Origin of the sequence: Arthrobacter sp. YD4, from assembly GCF_030410515.1 — a bacterium.
Lineage (GTDB): Bacteria > Actinomycetota > Actinomycetes > Actinomycetales > Micrococcaceae > Arthrobacter.
On the sequence record NZ_JAUHHD010000001.1, the window covers coordinates 752,708 to 766,865 of the forward strand.

The 14,158-nt window shown below is 68.0% G+C and carries 11 protein-coding genes; 3 read left to right on the forward strand and 8 right to left on the reverse strand.

Going from position 1 to position 14,158, the window contains the following annotated elements:
• Positions 1-2 precede the first annotated feature (2 nt).
• Positions 3-914, forward strand: coding sequence for a Kiwa anti-phage protein KwaB-like domain-containing protein (locus QWJ39_RS03520; RefSeq protein WP_290256307.1), 912 nt, complete (start codon positions 3-5; stop codon positions 912-914).
• Between the two features lie 121 nt (positions 915-1,035).
• Here the strand turns inward: QWJ39_RS03520 and QWJ39_RS03525 are convergent, their stop codons facing one another.
• Both QWJ39_RS03525 and QWJ39_RS03530 read right to left on the reverse strand, forming a co-directional pair.
• Positions 1,036-3,135 (reverse strand): ABC transporter ATP-binding protein, encoded by a 2,100-nt coding sequence (locus QWJ39_RS03525; protein WP_290256308.1) that lies wholly within the window; start codon positions 3,133-3,135, stop codon positions 1,036-1,038.
• Complete coding sequence (locus QWJ39_RS03530; protein WP_290256309.1) at positions 3,132-4,868, reverse strand: ABC transporter ATP-binding protein; 1,737 nt, start codon at positions 4,866-4,868, stop codon at positions 3,132-3,134. Before QWJ39_RS03530 ends, QWJ39_RS03525 begins: the two co-directional genes overlap by 4 nt.
• A 245-nt stretch (positions 4,869-5,113) precedes the next feature.
• Between QWJ39_RS03530 and QWJ39_RS03535 the strand changes: the two genes are divergently transcribed.
• The gene (locus QWJ39_RS03535) at positions 5,114-5,851 is read left to right on the forward strand and encodes an MBL fold metallo-hydrolase (RefSeq protein WP_290256310.1); all 738 of its coding nucleotides are present in this window, start codon (positions 5,114-5,116) and stop codon (positions 5,849-5,851) included.
• Here the strand turns inward: QWJ39_RS03535 and QWJ39_RS03540 are convergent.
• Positions 5,848-6,864 carry a DUF808 domain-containing protein gene (locus tag QWJ39_RS03540; RefSeq protein WP_290256311.1) on the reverse strand — a complete coding sequence of 339 codons (1,017 nt, stop codon included), beginning with the start codon at positions 6,862-6,864 and terminating at the stop codon, positions 5,848-5,850. The genes QWJ39_RS03535 and QWJ39_RS03540 overlap by 4 nt on opposite strands.
• A 96-nt stretch (positions 6,865-6,960) precedes the next feature.
• Positions 6,961-8,814: an amylosucrase gene (locus QWJ39_RS03545; RefSeq protein ID WP_290256487.1), complete on the reverse strand. Its 1,854-nt coding sequence runs from the start codon at positions 8,812-8,814 to the stop codon at positions 6,961-6,963.
• A 276-nt stretch (positions 8,815-9,090) separates the two neighbouring features.
• On the opposite strand from QWJ39_RS03545, the gene QWJ39_RS03550 reads away from it, so the two are divergent.
• Positions 9,091-9,243 carry a hypothetical protein gene (locus tag QWJ39_RS03550; protein WP_290256312.1) on the forward strand — a complete coding sequence of 51 codons (153 nt, stop codon included), beginning with the start codon at positions 9,091-9,093 and terminating at the stop codon, positions 9,241-9,243.
• 19 nt (positions 9,244-9,262) lie between these two features.
• On the opposite strand, the gene QWJ39_RS03555 is transcribed toward QWJ39_RS03550, so the two are convergent.
• The 4 genes from QWJ39_RS03555 to QWJ39_RS03570 all read right to left on the reverse strand — a co-directional run bounded on the left by QWJ39_RS03555 (position 9,263) and on the right by QWJ39_RS03570 (position 14,145).
• The gene (locus tag QWJ39_RS03555; protein ID WP_290256313.1) at positions 9,263-10,141 is read right to left on the reverse strand and encodes an aldo/keto reductase; all 879 of its coding nucleotides are present in this window, start codon (positions 10,139-10,141) and stop codon (positions 9,263-9,265) included.
• 146 nt (positions 10,142-10,287) lie between these two features.
• A complete protein-coding gene (locus QWJ39_RS03560; protein WP_290256314.1) occupies positions 10,288-11,289 on the reverse strand; it encodes an alcohol dehydrogenase in 1,002 nt (333 codons plus the stop codon).
• A 181-nt stretch (positions 11,290-11,470) separates the two neighbouring features.
• Positions 11,471-12,910 carry a C4-dicarboxylate transporter DctA gene (dctA, locus tag QWJ39_RS03565; RefSeq protein WP_290256315.1) on the reverse strand — a complete coding sequence of 480 codons (1,440 nt, stop codon included), beginning with the start codon at positions 12,908-12,910 and terminating at the stop codon, positions 11,471-11,473.
• 59 nt (positions 12,911-12,969) lie between these two features.
• Complete coding sequence (locus tag QWJ39_RS03570; protein ID WP_290256316.1) at positions 12,970-14,145, reverse strand: PrpF domain-containing protein; 1,176 nt, start codon at positions 14,143-14,145, stop codon at positions 12,970-12,972.
• Between the last annotated feature and the right edge of the window lie 13 nt (positions 14,146-14,158).

Sequence of the window (14,158 nt, forward strand, 5' to 3'; positions counted from 1 at the left end):
ACATGAAAGTAGAGGATCACTTGGTTCAAGGTGACACGCCAAGCACCAATGGCGCACTGCAACTCGTAGTTGTTTGGGCCGCAGGGAAAACGTCGATTGGTCGTTACGTAAAGACGGCCGCTGAAGTGGAGACTGCGCTGCGAGGTCACGCTGAGAATGCCGCTGCAAGTCTAACTGACGGCGCAAGTTACTCTCCGGATACGTCTATGGAAGACAACAGCCATCTGGAAGCATCCTTAGATGAACTGTTCGATACTGGCCTCTTGGGCGAACTCACCAAGGCTTCCTCTCTGACCCTAGCCACCGAGGATGAGCTTCGAACGAAACCGCTCCTTTGTCACGCAGTAATCATTGGTGATGGCGAAGATAGGACCATTTTTGTCAAGAAGCGTTCACCAATTCAGCTGGCCAGAAAGTCCGTCGTGGCCCTATTGGTCAACGATAATCTAGACCGTGTCGTCTCTCCGATCTTTGCTTTTGAGGACCGATACGATGCGATCATCACAACTAACAAGGTGTATGTCCTTAACAAGGATGCATTTGAAGGGTTGTTTAAAGAATCCCAAGCAGTTTTGGCCAAGACAGATGAGTGGGTCAAGGAACTGGTGGATGCCATACCGATGACGCAAGGCAGTTCGCAAACCCTGGAAACAACACTCAAAAAGAACCAGTTCCTTCGGAAGAAGTTCCTTGCTGTCAAACAACGACCGCATGTCTTGAGCATGACCCCCGATGCGCTTCGTGGTGAAATCCAGCGTCACGGCTACGATCTGGCCGACCTCATGGAAGGAGATGATCTGAAAGTGACCGAACAAAACGTTAAGATTATTCTCCAACTGCTCAATGAGGATCTATTTAGTGGCGGATTCTCGCAAGATCGCTATGCCGCGGGCAGCAAGCGAACCGTCTCTTAGCCGCCCACTCAACTGACCGTCACCAAAAATATGTGTGATGCAATAGTGGCCGATAAGTCCACCTGTGCAGTTGCGATTTAGTTCGCTGTCTTTGATGGATGCTATTTGGTCCGGCCCAGTTCTAAACCTCCGCCACGGGCGCCGCGAACTGGGCCTCGTACAGCCGGGCATACGCGCCGCCGGCTTCCAGCAGTGAGGCGTGGGTTCCCTGCTCCACGATCTGGCCGGCCTCCATCACCAGGATGAGGTCGGCGTCGCGGATGGTGGAGAGCCGGTGGGCGATGACGAACGAGGTCCGGTCGGACCGCAGCGCGCTCATGGCCTTCTGTACCAGCACCTCGGTGCGGGTGTCCACGGAGGACGTCGCCTCGTCCAGGATCAGTACCGACGGCCGGGCCAGGAACGCCCGGGCGATGGTCAGGAGCTGCTTCTCCCCCGCGGACACATTAGAACCCTCGTCGTCGAGCACGGTGTCGTAACCCTGCGGCAGGGACCGGACGAAACGGTCCACGTAGGTCGCCTTCGCCGCCTCCAGGATCTCGGCCTCCGTGGCAGAGGGCCGGCCGTAGGCGATGTTGTCCCGGATGGTTCCGCCGAACAGCCAGGTATCCTGCAGCACCATGCCCATCCGCGAGCGCAGCTCGTGCCGGGACATCAGCGCCACGTCCACCCCGTCCAGGGTGATCCGGCCGGCGTCGAGCTCATAGAAGCGCATCATCAGGTTCACCAGCGTGGTCTTGCCCGCCCCGGTGGGCCCCACGATCGCCACCGTCTGCCCCGGCTCGGCCACCAGCGACAGGTCGGAGATCAGCGGCTTATCCGGCGAGTACGCGAAGGACACGTCCTCGAACACCAGCCGCCCGCGCGTCGACTCCGGCGTGACCGGCGCGTCAGGGTCGGTCAGCTGCTCCTCGGTGTCCAGCAGCTCAAACACCCGCTCGGCCGACGCTACGCCGGACTGCAGCAGGTTCGCCATCGAACCCAGCTGGGCCAGCGGCTGGGTGAACTGCCGCGAGTACTGGATGAACGCCTGCACATCCCCCAGCTGCATCGCACCGGACGCAACCTGCAGGCCGCCCACCACGGCGATCCCCACATAGACCAGGTTCCCGATGAACGTCATGGTCGGCATGATCAGCCCGGAAATGAACTGCGCGCCGAAGCTTGCCTGGTACAGCTCCGCGTTCTTCTGCCGGAACGTCTCCTCCACCTCGCGCTGCCGGCCGAACACCTTCACCAGCGCGTGCCCCGTGTACGTCTCCTCGATCTGGCCGTTCAGCTCGCCGGTGTTCTTCCACTGCGCCACGAACAGCTTCTGCGAGCGCTTGGCGATCAGCGCCGTCGTCACCAGGGTCAGCGGAATGGTCACCAGCGCGATGATCGCCAGCGTGGGCGAGAGGATCACCATCATCACCAGCACCCCGGCCACGGTCAGCAGCGAGGTCACCGCCTGGCTGATCGACTGCTGCAGGCTCTGGGAGATGTTGTCCACGTCGTTGGTGACGCGGCTGAGCAGCTCGCCGCGCTGCACGGTGTCGAAGTAACGCAGCGGCAGCCGGTTGATCTTCGCCTCGATCCGCTCGCGCAGCCGGTACACGGTCCGCTGCACCACGCCGTTGAGGATATATGCCTGCATCCACATGAACGCGGACGCCAGCACGTACAACGCCAGCGCCCACAGCAGCACCGAGGACAGCGCGGTGAAGTCAATCCCGGTGCCCGGCGTCAGGTTCATGGCGCCGAGCATGTCCGCCTTCTGGTTCTCCCCCGCGGCGCGGAGCCGGTCGATTAGCTGGTCCTTGGTCACCCCGGCGGGCAACTGCTTGGAGACGACGCCGGCGAAGATCAGGTTGGTGCCCTCGCCCAGGAGCCGGGGCCCGATCACGGAGAACGTCACGCTCACGACGGCGAGGAGCAGCACCAGCGCCAGCCAGAGTCGTTCGGGGCGGAGTTCGCCCAGCAGCCGCTTCGCGGACGGGCCGAAGTTCATCGCCTTCTCCGCGGGGACGTTCATTCCGGCGAAGGGGCCGCCGCGGCCGGGGCCGCCGGCGGGGCGGGGAATGCGCAGCGGGGCGTCCTTGCCGGCTCCGGTTCCTCCGGCACCGCCGAGGGTAGGAGCGCCGCCGGGTCGCGGACCGCCCGGGCCCGGCCCGCCCGCGGACCCGCCGGGACCGCCAGCACCGCCGCCCGCCGTCGGGGTCTGGGATTCGACCTTGCTCATACCGCCTCCTCCGCCGCGAGCTGGGAGTTCACAATCTCGTTGTACGTCTCCGAGGTCTCCAGCAGCTCCTCGTGCGTGCCCTGCGCGACGATCCGGCCGTCGTCGAGCACCAGGATCCGGTCCGCGTCCGCGATGCTGGAGACCCGCTGGGCGATGATCACCAGGGTGGCACCGGCGGTGTGCTGCTTGAGCGCCTGCCGCAGCCGCGCGTCCGTGGCGGTATCCAGCGAGGAGAACGAGTCGTCAAAGATGTACAGCTCGGGCCGTTTCACCAGCGCCCGCGCGATGGCGATTCGCTGCCGCTGCCCGCCGGAGACGTTGGTGCCGCCCTGCGAAATGGGCGCATCCAGGCCGCCCTCCATCTCGCGGACGAAATCCTCGGCCTGGGCAATGGCCAGCGCCTGCCAGAGTTCATCCTCGGTGGCGTCGGGCTTGCCGTAAAGCAGGTTGCTGCGGACCGTGCCGGAGAACAGGTACGGCTTCTGCGGGACCAGGCCGATGTGCCCCCAGAGCAGGTCCGGGTGCAGCTCGCGGACGTCCACGCCGTCGATCCGGACCGAGCCGGAGGTGGCGTCGAAGAGCCGCGGCATCAGGTTCACCAGGGTGGTCTTGCCCGAACCAGTGGAGCCGATGATTGCCGTCGTCTGCCCCGCCCGGGCGGTGAAAGTGACGTCGGAGAGGACCGGGGCCTCGGCACCCGGGTAGGCGAACCCGACGTCGCGCATTTCCAGCTCGCCGCGGGCGCTGCCGGCGAGGCTGACCGGCTGCGCGGGCGGGCGGACGCTGGATTCGGTGCCCAACACCTGCCCGATCCGGTCCGCGGAGACGGCGGCGCGCGGGATCATGACCGCCATGAACGTGGCCATCATGACCGACATCAGGATCTGCATGAGGTAGCTCAGGAACGCGATCATGGTGCCCACCTGCATGGACCCGTCCTCAATCCGGTACGCGCCGAACCAGATCACCGCCACGGAAGAGACGTTGAGGACCAGCATCACCGACGGGAACGCCAGCGCCATCAGCCGGCCGGCGCGCAGGGCGGTGTCCGTGACGTCCGCGTTGGCCCGGCCGAAGCGCTCCGTCTCGATATCCTCCCGGACGAACGCGCGGACCACGCGGATGCCGGTGAGCTGTTCGCGCAGCACCCGATTCACCGTGTCGATCCGGGTCTGCATCAGCCGGAACAGCGGCACCATCCGGCTCACGATCAGGCCCACCGCCAGCAGCAGCACCGGGACGCTGACGGCGATCAGCCAGGACAGCTGCACGTCCTGCCGGATGGCCATGATGACGCCGCCGATGCTGAGCATGGGCGCGGTGACCATCAGTGTGGCGGACATCAGCACCAGTTGCTGGACCTGCTGGACGTCGTTGGTGGAGCGGGTGATCAGGCTGGGCGCGCCGAACCGGGTGACCTCCTGTTCGGAGAATTCGGCCACCCGGGTGAAGATCGCCCCGCGCACGTCCCGGCCCAGCGCCATTGCGGCCTTCGCGCCGAAGTAGACGGCGGCGATGGTGCAGGCGATCTGCAGCAGCGTGATCATCAGCATCTGGCCGCCGGTGCGCAGGATGTAGTCCGTGTCCCCGCGCGCCACGCCCTGGTCGATGATGTCCGCGTTCAGGGTGGGCAGGTACAGCGAGGCGATGGAGGCGGCCAGCTGGAAGACGACGACGGCGAGCAGCAGCGCGCGCTGCGGCCGAAGGTATTGGACGAGCAGTTTCCAGAGCATCCGGTCTCCACTTCTGAAAGCGCCACTCGCAGCGTCCCCACGCGCCGCTGGTTCGAACGCCAGTTTACGTCCGGATGCTGGGCGTGAACCGGGTTCCTCTCAGGGCGGACGTACCGCTGAAACCGCCCGGATCAGCGAGCCGCCGTCGCCCCCGTGGAATGAGCAGGGCCTCCGGGTGCTTGTGCTCCACGCAGGCCAGGAATAGCCTCCCAACCAGCGTTACATCACCACACGGGAGGCATTCCATGCTGAAGCAGGTCGCGGAGGACGTTCTGGTGCACGTGAGCGAGTTCCTCCAGAGCAACTCCGTGATCGTCCAGGGCCGCGAGGGGGTTCTGCTGATCGACCCCGGCATCACGCGCACCGAACTGGCCGGCCTCGCGCACGACGTCCGTGAGCTGGGCCAGCCCGTCGTGGCAGGCTTCGCCACGCACCCGCAATGGGACCACGTCCTCTGGCACGAAGCCTTCGGCGACGCGCCCCGCTACGGAACGGCCCGGTGCGCGGCTTCGCTGCAGGCCTTGCTGTCCACGGGGGACTGGCAGGACCGCGTAGCCGGTGTCCTGCCGCCGGAGTTCGCCGACGAGATCCCGATGGAGCTGTTCGGGCTCATCACCGGCCTGCCCGACAACGCATCGCACCTTCCCTGGGACGGGCCCTCCATCCGCATCATCGAGCACCGGGCCCACGCCCGGGGCCATGCGGCGCTGCTCATCGAGGACCGCCGCATCCTGGTTGCAGGCGACATGCTCTCCGACGTCCTGACGCCGTTCCTCGACCTCAACGCCGAGGATCCCATCGCCGACTACCTCGCAGCGCTGCAGCTGTTCGACGGCGTGGCCGACAATGTCGACGCCGTCATCCCCGGGCACGGCTCGGTGGGCGGGGCCGGGCAACTGCGGCAACGGATCAGCCGGGACCGCGCCTACGTGGAGACCCTCCGCGACGGCGGCGCGCAAGGCTCGCCCGGAAGTACCGACTAGGAGGCTGGGTCGGCGTCCTGTTGTGCAGGCTGACGGCCGCCGGCGGCGCGGCCTTCGTGGCCGCCGTCGTGCTTCTTCCCAAAGGGCAGCACCTTGAGCAGCGGCGTCAGCACGGCCATGACCACCAGGCCCCAGGCGAGTCCCAGGACGGCCGAACACAGGGTGTTCACCAGCCAGGCAAGGAACCCGCCCACCACGGCGACCCCGGCGACGGGGTGCTCGAGGGCGTGGACCAGGTCGTAGGGGCCATGCCAGCCGAGGTCGTGGGCGCCCTGCAGCATGATGTGCCCGCCCACCCACAGCATGGCGCCCGTTCCGATGACGGTGATGGTGGTCAGCACCTTCGGCATCCCCCGGACCAGCAGCTCGCCGAAGCGCTTCGAGCCGGCGGAGTCCTTGGTGGTCAGGTGCAGGCCGATGTCGTCCATCTTGACGATCAGCGCGACGGCGCCGTACACGGCCGCGGTGATGGCGATGGCGACGGCCACCAGGACGACGGCGCGGACCCAGAGGGATTCGGCCGCTACCTCGTTCATGGCGATGACCATGATCTCGCAGGACAGGATGAAGTCGGTGGTGATGGCGCCCTTGGTGACCTTTGCTTCGGCCTCCGGGCCCCGGTCCACCGCCGGGGTGTCCTCGTCCGCCTCGTGCTGGCCGCGGAGCTTGTGCCAGATCTTCTCGGCTCCCTCGTAGCAGAGGTAGGTGCCGCCAGCCATGAGGATGAACGGGATGATCCACGGGATGAAGGCGCTGATGAGCAGCAGGGCCGGCAGGATGATCAGGAGCTTGTTGCGCAGCGAACCCCGGAAAATCTCCCAGATCATCGGCAGTTCGCGGGACGGGTCCGCGCCGGACACGTACTGCGGGGTCACGGCGGCGTCGTCAATTACGACGCCGGCGGCCTTGGCACCGGCTTTGGCCGCGCCCGCCGCGACGTCGTCCACCGAGGCGGCGGCGATCCTGGCCAAGGCGGCGATGTCGTCCAGCAGGGCGACCAGACCGCCGCTCACCGGGCGCTTCCGGGCTGTCGAGAGTCAGAAGGAAGGTCGCGGCAGCCTCTGTCCAGGCACGTTGTCGGCATCTCCGAAGTATATGCGGGCGCCTCCTCAGACGCGGAGCCAGCGGAGGCCGTGCGGCTCCAGGGTCAAGCCGTCCCGGAGGGTGACCCGTCCGCCGCCGATGAGGTCCTCGGCCGTGTCCGGCATCCCGCCGAGCGTCGCGGCGTCGAGGTGCTGGGCGGTGTCGCCGAAGTTGGCGAGCACCAGGATGGTGGATTCCCCGCCGCCGGCAGTCCCCGGGCGCTGGTAGCCCAGCATGTGCGGGTTGTGGGTGTGGAACGGGATCAGGCGGCCGCCCGCGAACTCGGGGGTCCGCCGTCGTACGTCGATCAGGTGGGTCAGCCCGGCGAAGATCTTCCCGGCGTCCGTTGCCGGGTCCGTCCGTTCGGCGTACCGCTCCGCCGGGTACTCCGGACGTCCCACCCAGCGGCTGTCCTCGGCCTTGGCCGGGTCCTGGCGGTAGGCGTAGTCGTTCAGCTGCCCCACCTCGTCGCCCAGGTACAGCAGCGGGATGCCGCCGGTGCTGAGGACGATCGAGTGGGCCAGCAGGATCCGTGCGACGGCGGACGGGTCCCCCGCCTCGAGCCCGGCGAGGGACGCCGTCGTGCCCGAGACGCGGCAGTCCCCGGTGCGGGGGTTGTCCTGGAACGGCACTCCGCGGGCGAAGCTGCCCGGGAACCGGTTGACGAAGAAGGCGTTGAGGAAGCTGCGGTGATCGTGGCCGTTGATGCCGAATTCCGCCGCGTCCTCGTCGGAGAAGGTCCAGCCGATGTCGTCGTGGCTGCGGACGTAGTTCACCCAGGCGGTACCGTCCGGAATGTGGTGGCGGCGTTCCAGGGCCTGGGCCAGCAGGTTCACCTCGCGGGTGGCCAGGGTGTTCCAGATCAGGGCCATCTGCAGCGGGTTGTAGCTGAGCTGGCACTCCCCCGGGCTGATGTACTGCACCACCTCGTCCGGGTGCACGATCGCCTCGGACTTGAACAACAGCGACGGCGCCGCGAGCCGGCACACGGCGTTGAACGCCTGCAGCAGCAGGTGCGCCTCCGGCAGGCTCTCGCACGGGGTGCCCAGCTGCTTCCAGATGAACGCCACCGCATCCATCCGCACGATGTCCACGCCCTGGTTGGCCAGGTAGAGCATTTCCCCGGCCATGGCGCGGAACACCCGCGGGTTGCGGTAGTTCAGGTCCCACTGGAAGGAGTGGAAAGTAGCCCAGATCCACCGCCCGTCCTCCAGCTGGATGAAGGAGCCGGGGTGGTCGTCCGGGAAGATCTCCCGCACGGTCTCCTCGTACGCGTCAGGCATGGTTCGGTCCGGGAAGATCAAGTAGAAATCCTCGAAGCCGGGTTCCCCGGCCACGGCCTTGCGCGCCCAGTCGTGTTCGTTGGAGGTGTGGTTGAAGATGAAATCCACCACCAGGGCGATGCCGTTCTCCCGGAGTTCGCGGGCGACGGCGGCCAGCTCGGCCATGGTGCCGAGGTTGGGGTTCACGTCGCGGTAGCTGGAGACGGCGTAGCCGCCGTCGGAGTTCTCCTCCGGGGCGCGGAACAGCGGCATCAGGTGCAGATAGGTCAGGCCCAGCTCCCGGAAGTACGGGATCCTGGAGCGCAGGCCGGAGAGGTCGCCGGCGTAGAGGTCCACGTAGCAGACGCCGCCCAGCATCCCGTTGGACTGGAACCAGTCCGGGTCAGCCGCACGGGCCGCGTCCAGCGCCTTCAGGTCAGCCGGCCGGTCCTGCCAGGACGCCGCGGCGTCGAGGACCAGCTGCCGCAGTTCGGCGTCGCCGTCCGGGCCGTAGATCCGCCGGAACAGGGACTCCAGCCGCGGGAACTCGGCGTCGAACCGCTCCCGGAAGTCGTTCCAGTCCCGGTCCGTGGTGCCGGGCCGGCGGGCGGCGGCCAACTCGGGGGCCAAGGTTGCGCGGATGCTGTCTCCGGGCACGGTTCCGGGGGAGGTGGTGGGCGGCACGGTGCTCCTTCGCTGCGGTGGCGGCCGACGGCGTGTGCGGCCCTGGAGATAAGGCTGTGGCCTGGGCGTGGCGTTGTCCATCCCGGACCGCGGTCCGGGCGTCAGAATCTGTGGCGATGGTCACGATGGCCAGGCGATCGTCAGCCTGATTACTACCTCCACCGCGCGCCGGTTCGACCCAGCCTCCCCGATGGCGTAGACATGAGGACCATGACCTCTACCCAGACACCGTCTCCGCTGGAAACCCCGGCGGCGGCTTCCGCCCACGCAGCACTCTTTTCCGAACCCGAGGTCGTCACCGCCGTCGTCGTTCCCGGCCTGGATCCGTCCAAGGTCGCGGCGCAGTTCTCCGACCCGCTGTAGCCTGCGCCTGGCGGGCTTCCTAGGTTGAAGCCGGCCAGTCGGATCCCGCGGCGAGCCACGCACGGTCGATGGCTGCCAGGGCGTCAGCGTCCAGGGGGCCGCCGGCCGCCGCCGCGATGTTGTGGCGCAGGTGCTCCAGCTTGGCCGTCCCCGCGATGGCAGTGTGCACGCCGGGCGCATACGCCGTGAACCGCAGGGCGAATTCGGCCCAGTCCAGGGCCCCGGGGTCCAGCTCGAGGGCCCGGAGCCGTTCCCAATAGAGCTCGGCGTAGTTCCCCACCGGCCGCTCTGGGAAGCGCCAGGGCGCGTTCGCGATCGGACGCTTGGCGATCACGCCCAGTTCGGGCCTCTTGCCCACGACGTTGCGCAGGTTCCACTGATCGGCGATGTTGACGCTGGTTTCGATCGCGCCGAACCGGCCCGACTCTGCCGCGAAGGCCAGCGCCTCGTTGTCTCCGCTGTAGCCGGCAACGCCGATCTTGCCGTCCGCGACGGCCTGGTCCAGGGTGTCCTGCAGGTCTCCGCGCCGCAGCACGTCGAGCGGGCAGGAGTGCAGGTAGAAGATGTCCAGGCGTTCGGACTGCGTCAGGCGCAGCGACCGTTCAATGCTCTCCCGCACGCTGCCCGGCGACCAGTCCCGTTGGCCGTTGATCTTCGGGCCGCCCTTGGTGGAGAGCACGAATTCGTCCCGCCGGTGGCCAAGGTGCCGGCCGATGCGCTCCTCGCTCAGCCCGTAACTGGCCGCCGTGTCAATCAGCGTGACACCCAGATCCAGTGCCCCGTTGAGCACGTCAGCGGCATCGCGCTCGGTGACGTCGGATTCCCCGATCTGGCCGGCACCGAGCCCCACGATGGAGACGTTCAATCCGGTATCGCCGAACGGCCTGGTCTCCAGCACTGTCGCTCCCTTGTCTCCGGCCATGCCCACCCCCGCGGGGTGGGCCGGTCACCAGTCTCTTGGGGAAGCGTTGGCACTCCCCGCCCTCAGGCTATCCGCCGTGCACCGCAGACCGGGCACGGCGGACAGCCTGGGGGACGCCCGTCCTAGTTGGTGGTGAGAACCACGCGGAAGCGGGCCTTGCCGGACATCATGTGGTCGAAGCCCTCCGCCGCCTTCTCCAGCGGGTAGGTCTCGATCATCGGGCGGACCCCGGTGAGGGCGGAGAAGCGGAGGGTGTCCTCGGAGTCCTTCGCGGTGCCGGAGGCGTGGCCGTTGACGGAGCTGCTGCCCATCACCAGGCTGGCCGCACTGACCTCCAGGTTTTCGTGCGGGACGCCCAGGACCACCAGGCGGCCGCGCGGGGCGAGGCCGCCGACGGTGCCGGACATCGCCGCGGCGTCCGTGACGGTGGCGAGGACCACCTTGGCGCCGCCGAGCTTCTTCAGCTCCTCGGCGACGTCGGATGAGGTGCTGTCGATGTAGTGGTGCGCGCCGAGCTCCTTGGCGAACGATTCCTTCTCCGAGCCGCGGGCGATCGCGACGACCTCGAAGCCCATCTTGGCGGCGAACTGCACGCCCAGGTGGCCCAGGCCGCCCAGGCCCAGGACGGCGACGACGTCGCCCGCGCGGGCGCCGCTGTGCCGCAGGCCGTTGAAGGTGGTGACGCCGGCGCACATCAGCGGCGCGGCCTCCTCGAAGCTCAGCCCCTCCGGGATGGCGGCCAGGGCGTCGGCCGGAGCCACGAGGTACTCGGCGTAGCCGCCGTCGGCGCTCAGGCCGGTGGTCTTGCCCACCGAGCAGGTGATGAAGTCGCCGCGGCGGCAGGAATCGCACTCGAAGCAGGCGCCGCCGAACCAGCCGACGCCCACGCGCTGGCCGGCTTCCCAACGGGTGACGCCCTCGCCCACGGACTCGACCGTACCGGCAACCTCGTGGCCGGGGACGCGGGGGTAGGAGGACGCGAAACCGGCCGCGGCCATGGCGTCGGAGTGGCAGATACCGCTGGCGTGGACCTTGACCAGGACATGGCCGCGGGGAACCTCGGGGATGTCACGGTCAACGGTCTCGAAGGAGGAGCCGGGGGCTGCAAACTGGATGGCTTTCATGGGGGTGCCTTTCCATAGTTCTCGATGGCGGCCCGGGTGGGGAGAGCCGGGCCGTTCAGTCATGCGGGGGCACACGGCAACGGTGCCGGCCGGCCGTCATGGCCAACCGGCACCGCGATAACCGCGCGTCCGACCGTCAGTTTACGACCGGAGGCTGGGCGCGGGCAGGGTGGAATTTGTCCTAGTGCACGAGTGCCGGCTGCGGCGCCTTGACCGGCTCCGCCGGGTGCCCGGCGGCGGGGGTCGCGACGGCGCCCGCCGGGGCTTCGGTGCCGTGCCCGGCGTCGGCTGCCACGCTGCCGCCCGCAGGAGCCTCGGTGCCGTGCCCGGCGTCGGCCGCGTCGCCGTCGGCCTCGGTGGGAACGAACCCGGCCTTGAGCTCGCGGTGCAGGGTCACGGTGTCCAGCGACTTCTGCCACTTGGCGACGGCGATGCAGGAGACGATGTTGCAGACCGTGCTGGTCAGGGCGCGGGCCTCGCTCATGAAGCGGTCGATGCCGACGATCAGGGCCACGCCGGCCACCGGGAGGGTGGGCATGACGGTCAGGGTCGCCACCAGGGCCACGAAACCGCTGCCGGTCACGCCCGCCGCACCCTTGGAGGTCAGGAGCATCATGCCGAGCATCACCAGGATCTGGCCCCAGCTGAGCTGGATGTCGCACGCCTGGGCTATGAACATGGAGGCGAGGGTCAGGTAGATGGCCGTGCCGGAGAGGTTGAAGCTGTAGCCGGTGGGGACCACCAGGCCCACGACGCTGCGGTCGCAGCCCACCCGCTCCAGCTTGGAGAGCAACCGCGGCAGCACCGGTTCGCTGGAGGAGGTGGCCAGGACGATGAAGAACTCGTCCTTGAAGTAGCGCAGGGTCTGCCAGAGGCTGAAGCCGGAGATCCGGGCGAGCAGGCCCAGGCCGACGACGACGAAGACGATGCAGGCGGCGTAGAAGGCCACGATCAGCATGCCCAGGTTGCCGATGGAGTGCGCGCCGTACTTGCCGACGGTGAAGGCCATGGCACCGAAGGCACCCAGCGGGGCGACCTTCATGATGTAGCCGAAGACCACGAAGAGCATCTTGTTGAAGCTGTTCACCACGGTCAGGGCCACCTGGCCGGGGGCGCCGAGCTTGCTGAAGGCGAAGCCGCAGAGCATCGCGATGACCAGGACGGGCAGCACCTCACCGTCGGCGAAGGCACCCACGAACGTGGTGGGGATGATGTTCAGGAAGAAGTCCACGGGGTTGCTGCTGGGCAGCTGGCTGGTGTATTTCGCGGCCACCGAGGAGTCCAGGTGCGCCGGGTTGATGTGCATGCCGGTGCCGGGCTGGATGATCATCACCGCGGCGAGGCCCAGGGCCAGGGCCACCGCGGTCAGCGCGTAGAACAGGCCGAGGGAGCGGAGCAGGGTGGGCCGGACCTGCTTGGTATCCGTCAGGGAGGTGATGCCGCCGACGATCGTGCAGAAGACGATCGGGGCGATCATGAACTTCACCAGTTTGACGAAGCCGTCGCCGATCGGTTTCAGCCCGGCGCCGAGGTCCGGCCAGAGGGAGCCCACCAGGACGCCGAGGGCGACGCCGATGAGGACCTGGACGTAGAGATGCCCGAGGATGGATTTGATCTTCATTGAACAACTTCCTTGCTGAATGCGGCCCTCTCATGATGACAGGGCAACAGGTACGGGTGCTAGGCGGAGATGCCAGATGTCCTGGCGACGTCAATATCGGCCGTAGCGAGGTGCCGGGCCGCGCGGTGCAGCGCGACTTCGGTGATGGAGCCGTCGTCCCCGGCGACGACTTCCGTGGTGACCACGCCGGCGGGGGTGCCGATGCGCAGCAGACGGGAGGTGCCCGGCGCGAGCTCCGGGGCCTGGCGGAGCAGCCCGGCCGGAACGGAGCCTGGCAGGGCCGTGGCCAGGGAGACGGCCACCGCGGAGGTGAGGCCGATGGCCGGGTGCGGAGCGAGCATGGACAGCATGCGGACCCGCAGGTCATGCGCGTCCGCGGGGACCAGGGTGCCGTCCGCGGCGGTGTAGTCGCCCGGTTCGTCGACGACGCCGACCTTGGGTACGGCGTTCTGCGGCGGGTCCTCGGGCTTCCGCAGGCCCATCATCAGGCCCGCCGCGGCCCGGGCCGCCACCAGGGTTCCGAGCTGCCCGGCGAGGTTGCCGGTCATGTCGGAGAGGTCCACGCCGGCCTGGTCCGCCGGAATCAGGACCGCGGGGGCACCGGCGTCCACCAGAGTGGCCGCCACGGAGCGTGGGCCGAGGTCGATACTGTCCGCCGGGGCGTCGGTGGGCAGGACGGCGCCGGTGCTGCGGCCCCAGGGGCCGTGGAAGGACAAGCTGACGGGGACGCCGACAGCGGAGCTGCCGGGAACCCGGGCCAGTCCGGACTTCGGGACGGTCCCGCCCGGGGTGGGGACGGTGCCGCTGAGCACGGCGCCGGTGTTGAGGTTGCGCATCCGGACCCGGGTGAGTCCGTCCGCGGCGGGGACGATGCCCGTCTGCACGGCGAACAGGGCGATAGCGGTGGCGCAATTGCCGCAGTTGGAGCCGAGCTCCACTGTCCGGTCACCGATCCCCACTTGGGCGAACAGGTAGTCCAGGTCCGTGTCCTCCCCCGGGGTGGCCCAGATGACGGCCGCCTTGGAGGTGGTGGAGGTGCCGCCGCCGACGCCGTCGAGCTGCCGGGCGTCCGCCGCGCCGAACGCGTCAGCGAGCAGTTCGCGGATCTCTTCCCGGTTGGTGGCGAACAGGGCGACGTCTTTCGCGTCGAACAACCAGCATTTGCTGGTCCCGCCCCGATACCAGTGGCCTCGCAGTCCCACGGTGTTCTCCTTCATGTGGTGCAGATGGTTCATCGCGCATCCCTGC

What these genes read in the sequence shown, in the direction of transcription:
- QWJ39_RS03520 (WP_290256307.1), top strand. Translation starts at nt 3, where the DNA reads ATGAAAGTAGAGGATCACTTGGTTCAAGGTGACACGCCAAGCACCAAT.
- QWJ39_RS03525 (WP_290256308.1), bottom strand. Translation starts at nt 3,135, where the DNA reads ATGAGCAAGGTCGAATCCCAGACCCCGACGGCGGGCGGCGGTGCTGGC.
- QWJ39_RS03530 (WP_290256309.1), bottom strand. Translation starts at nt 4,868, where the DNA reads ATGCTCTGGAAACTGCTCGTCCAATACCTTCGGCCGCAGCGCGCGCTG.
- QWJ39_RS03535 (WP_290256310.1), top strand. Translation starts at nt 5,114, where the DNA reads ATGCTGAAGCAGGTCGCGGAGGACGTTCTGGTGCACGTGAGCGAGTTC.
- QWJ39_RS03550 (WP_290256312.1), top strand. Translation starts at nt 9,091, where the DNA reads ATGACCTCTACCCAGACACCGTCTCCGCTGGAAACCCCGGCGGCGGCT.
- QWJ39_RS03560 (WP_290256314.1), bottom strand. Translation starts at nt 11,289, where the DNA reads ATGAAAGCCATCCAGTTTGCAGCCCCCGGCTCCTCCTTCGAGACCGTT.
- dctA (WP_290256315.1), bottom strand. Translation starts at nt 12,910, where the DNA reads ATGAAGATCAAATCCATCCTCGGGCATCTCTACGTCCAGGTCCTCATC.
- QWJ39_RS03570 (WP_290256316.1), bottom strand. Translation starts at nt 14,145, where the DNA reads ATGAACCATCTGCACCACATGAAGGAGAACACCGTGGGACTGCGAGGC.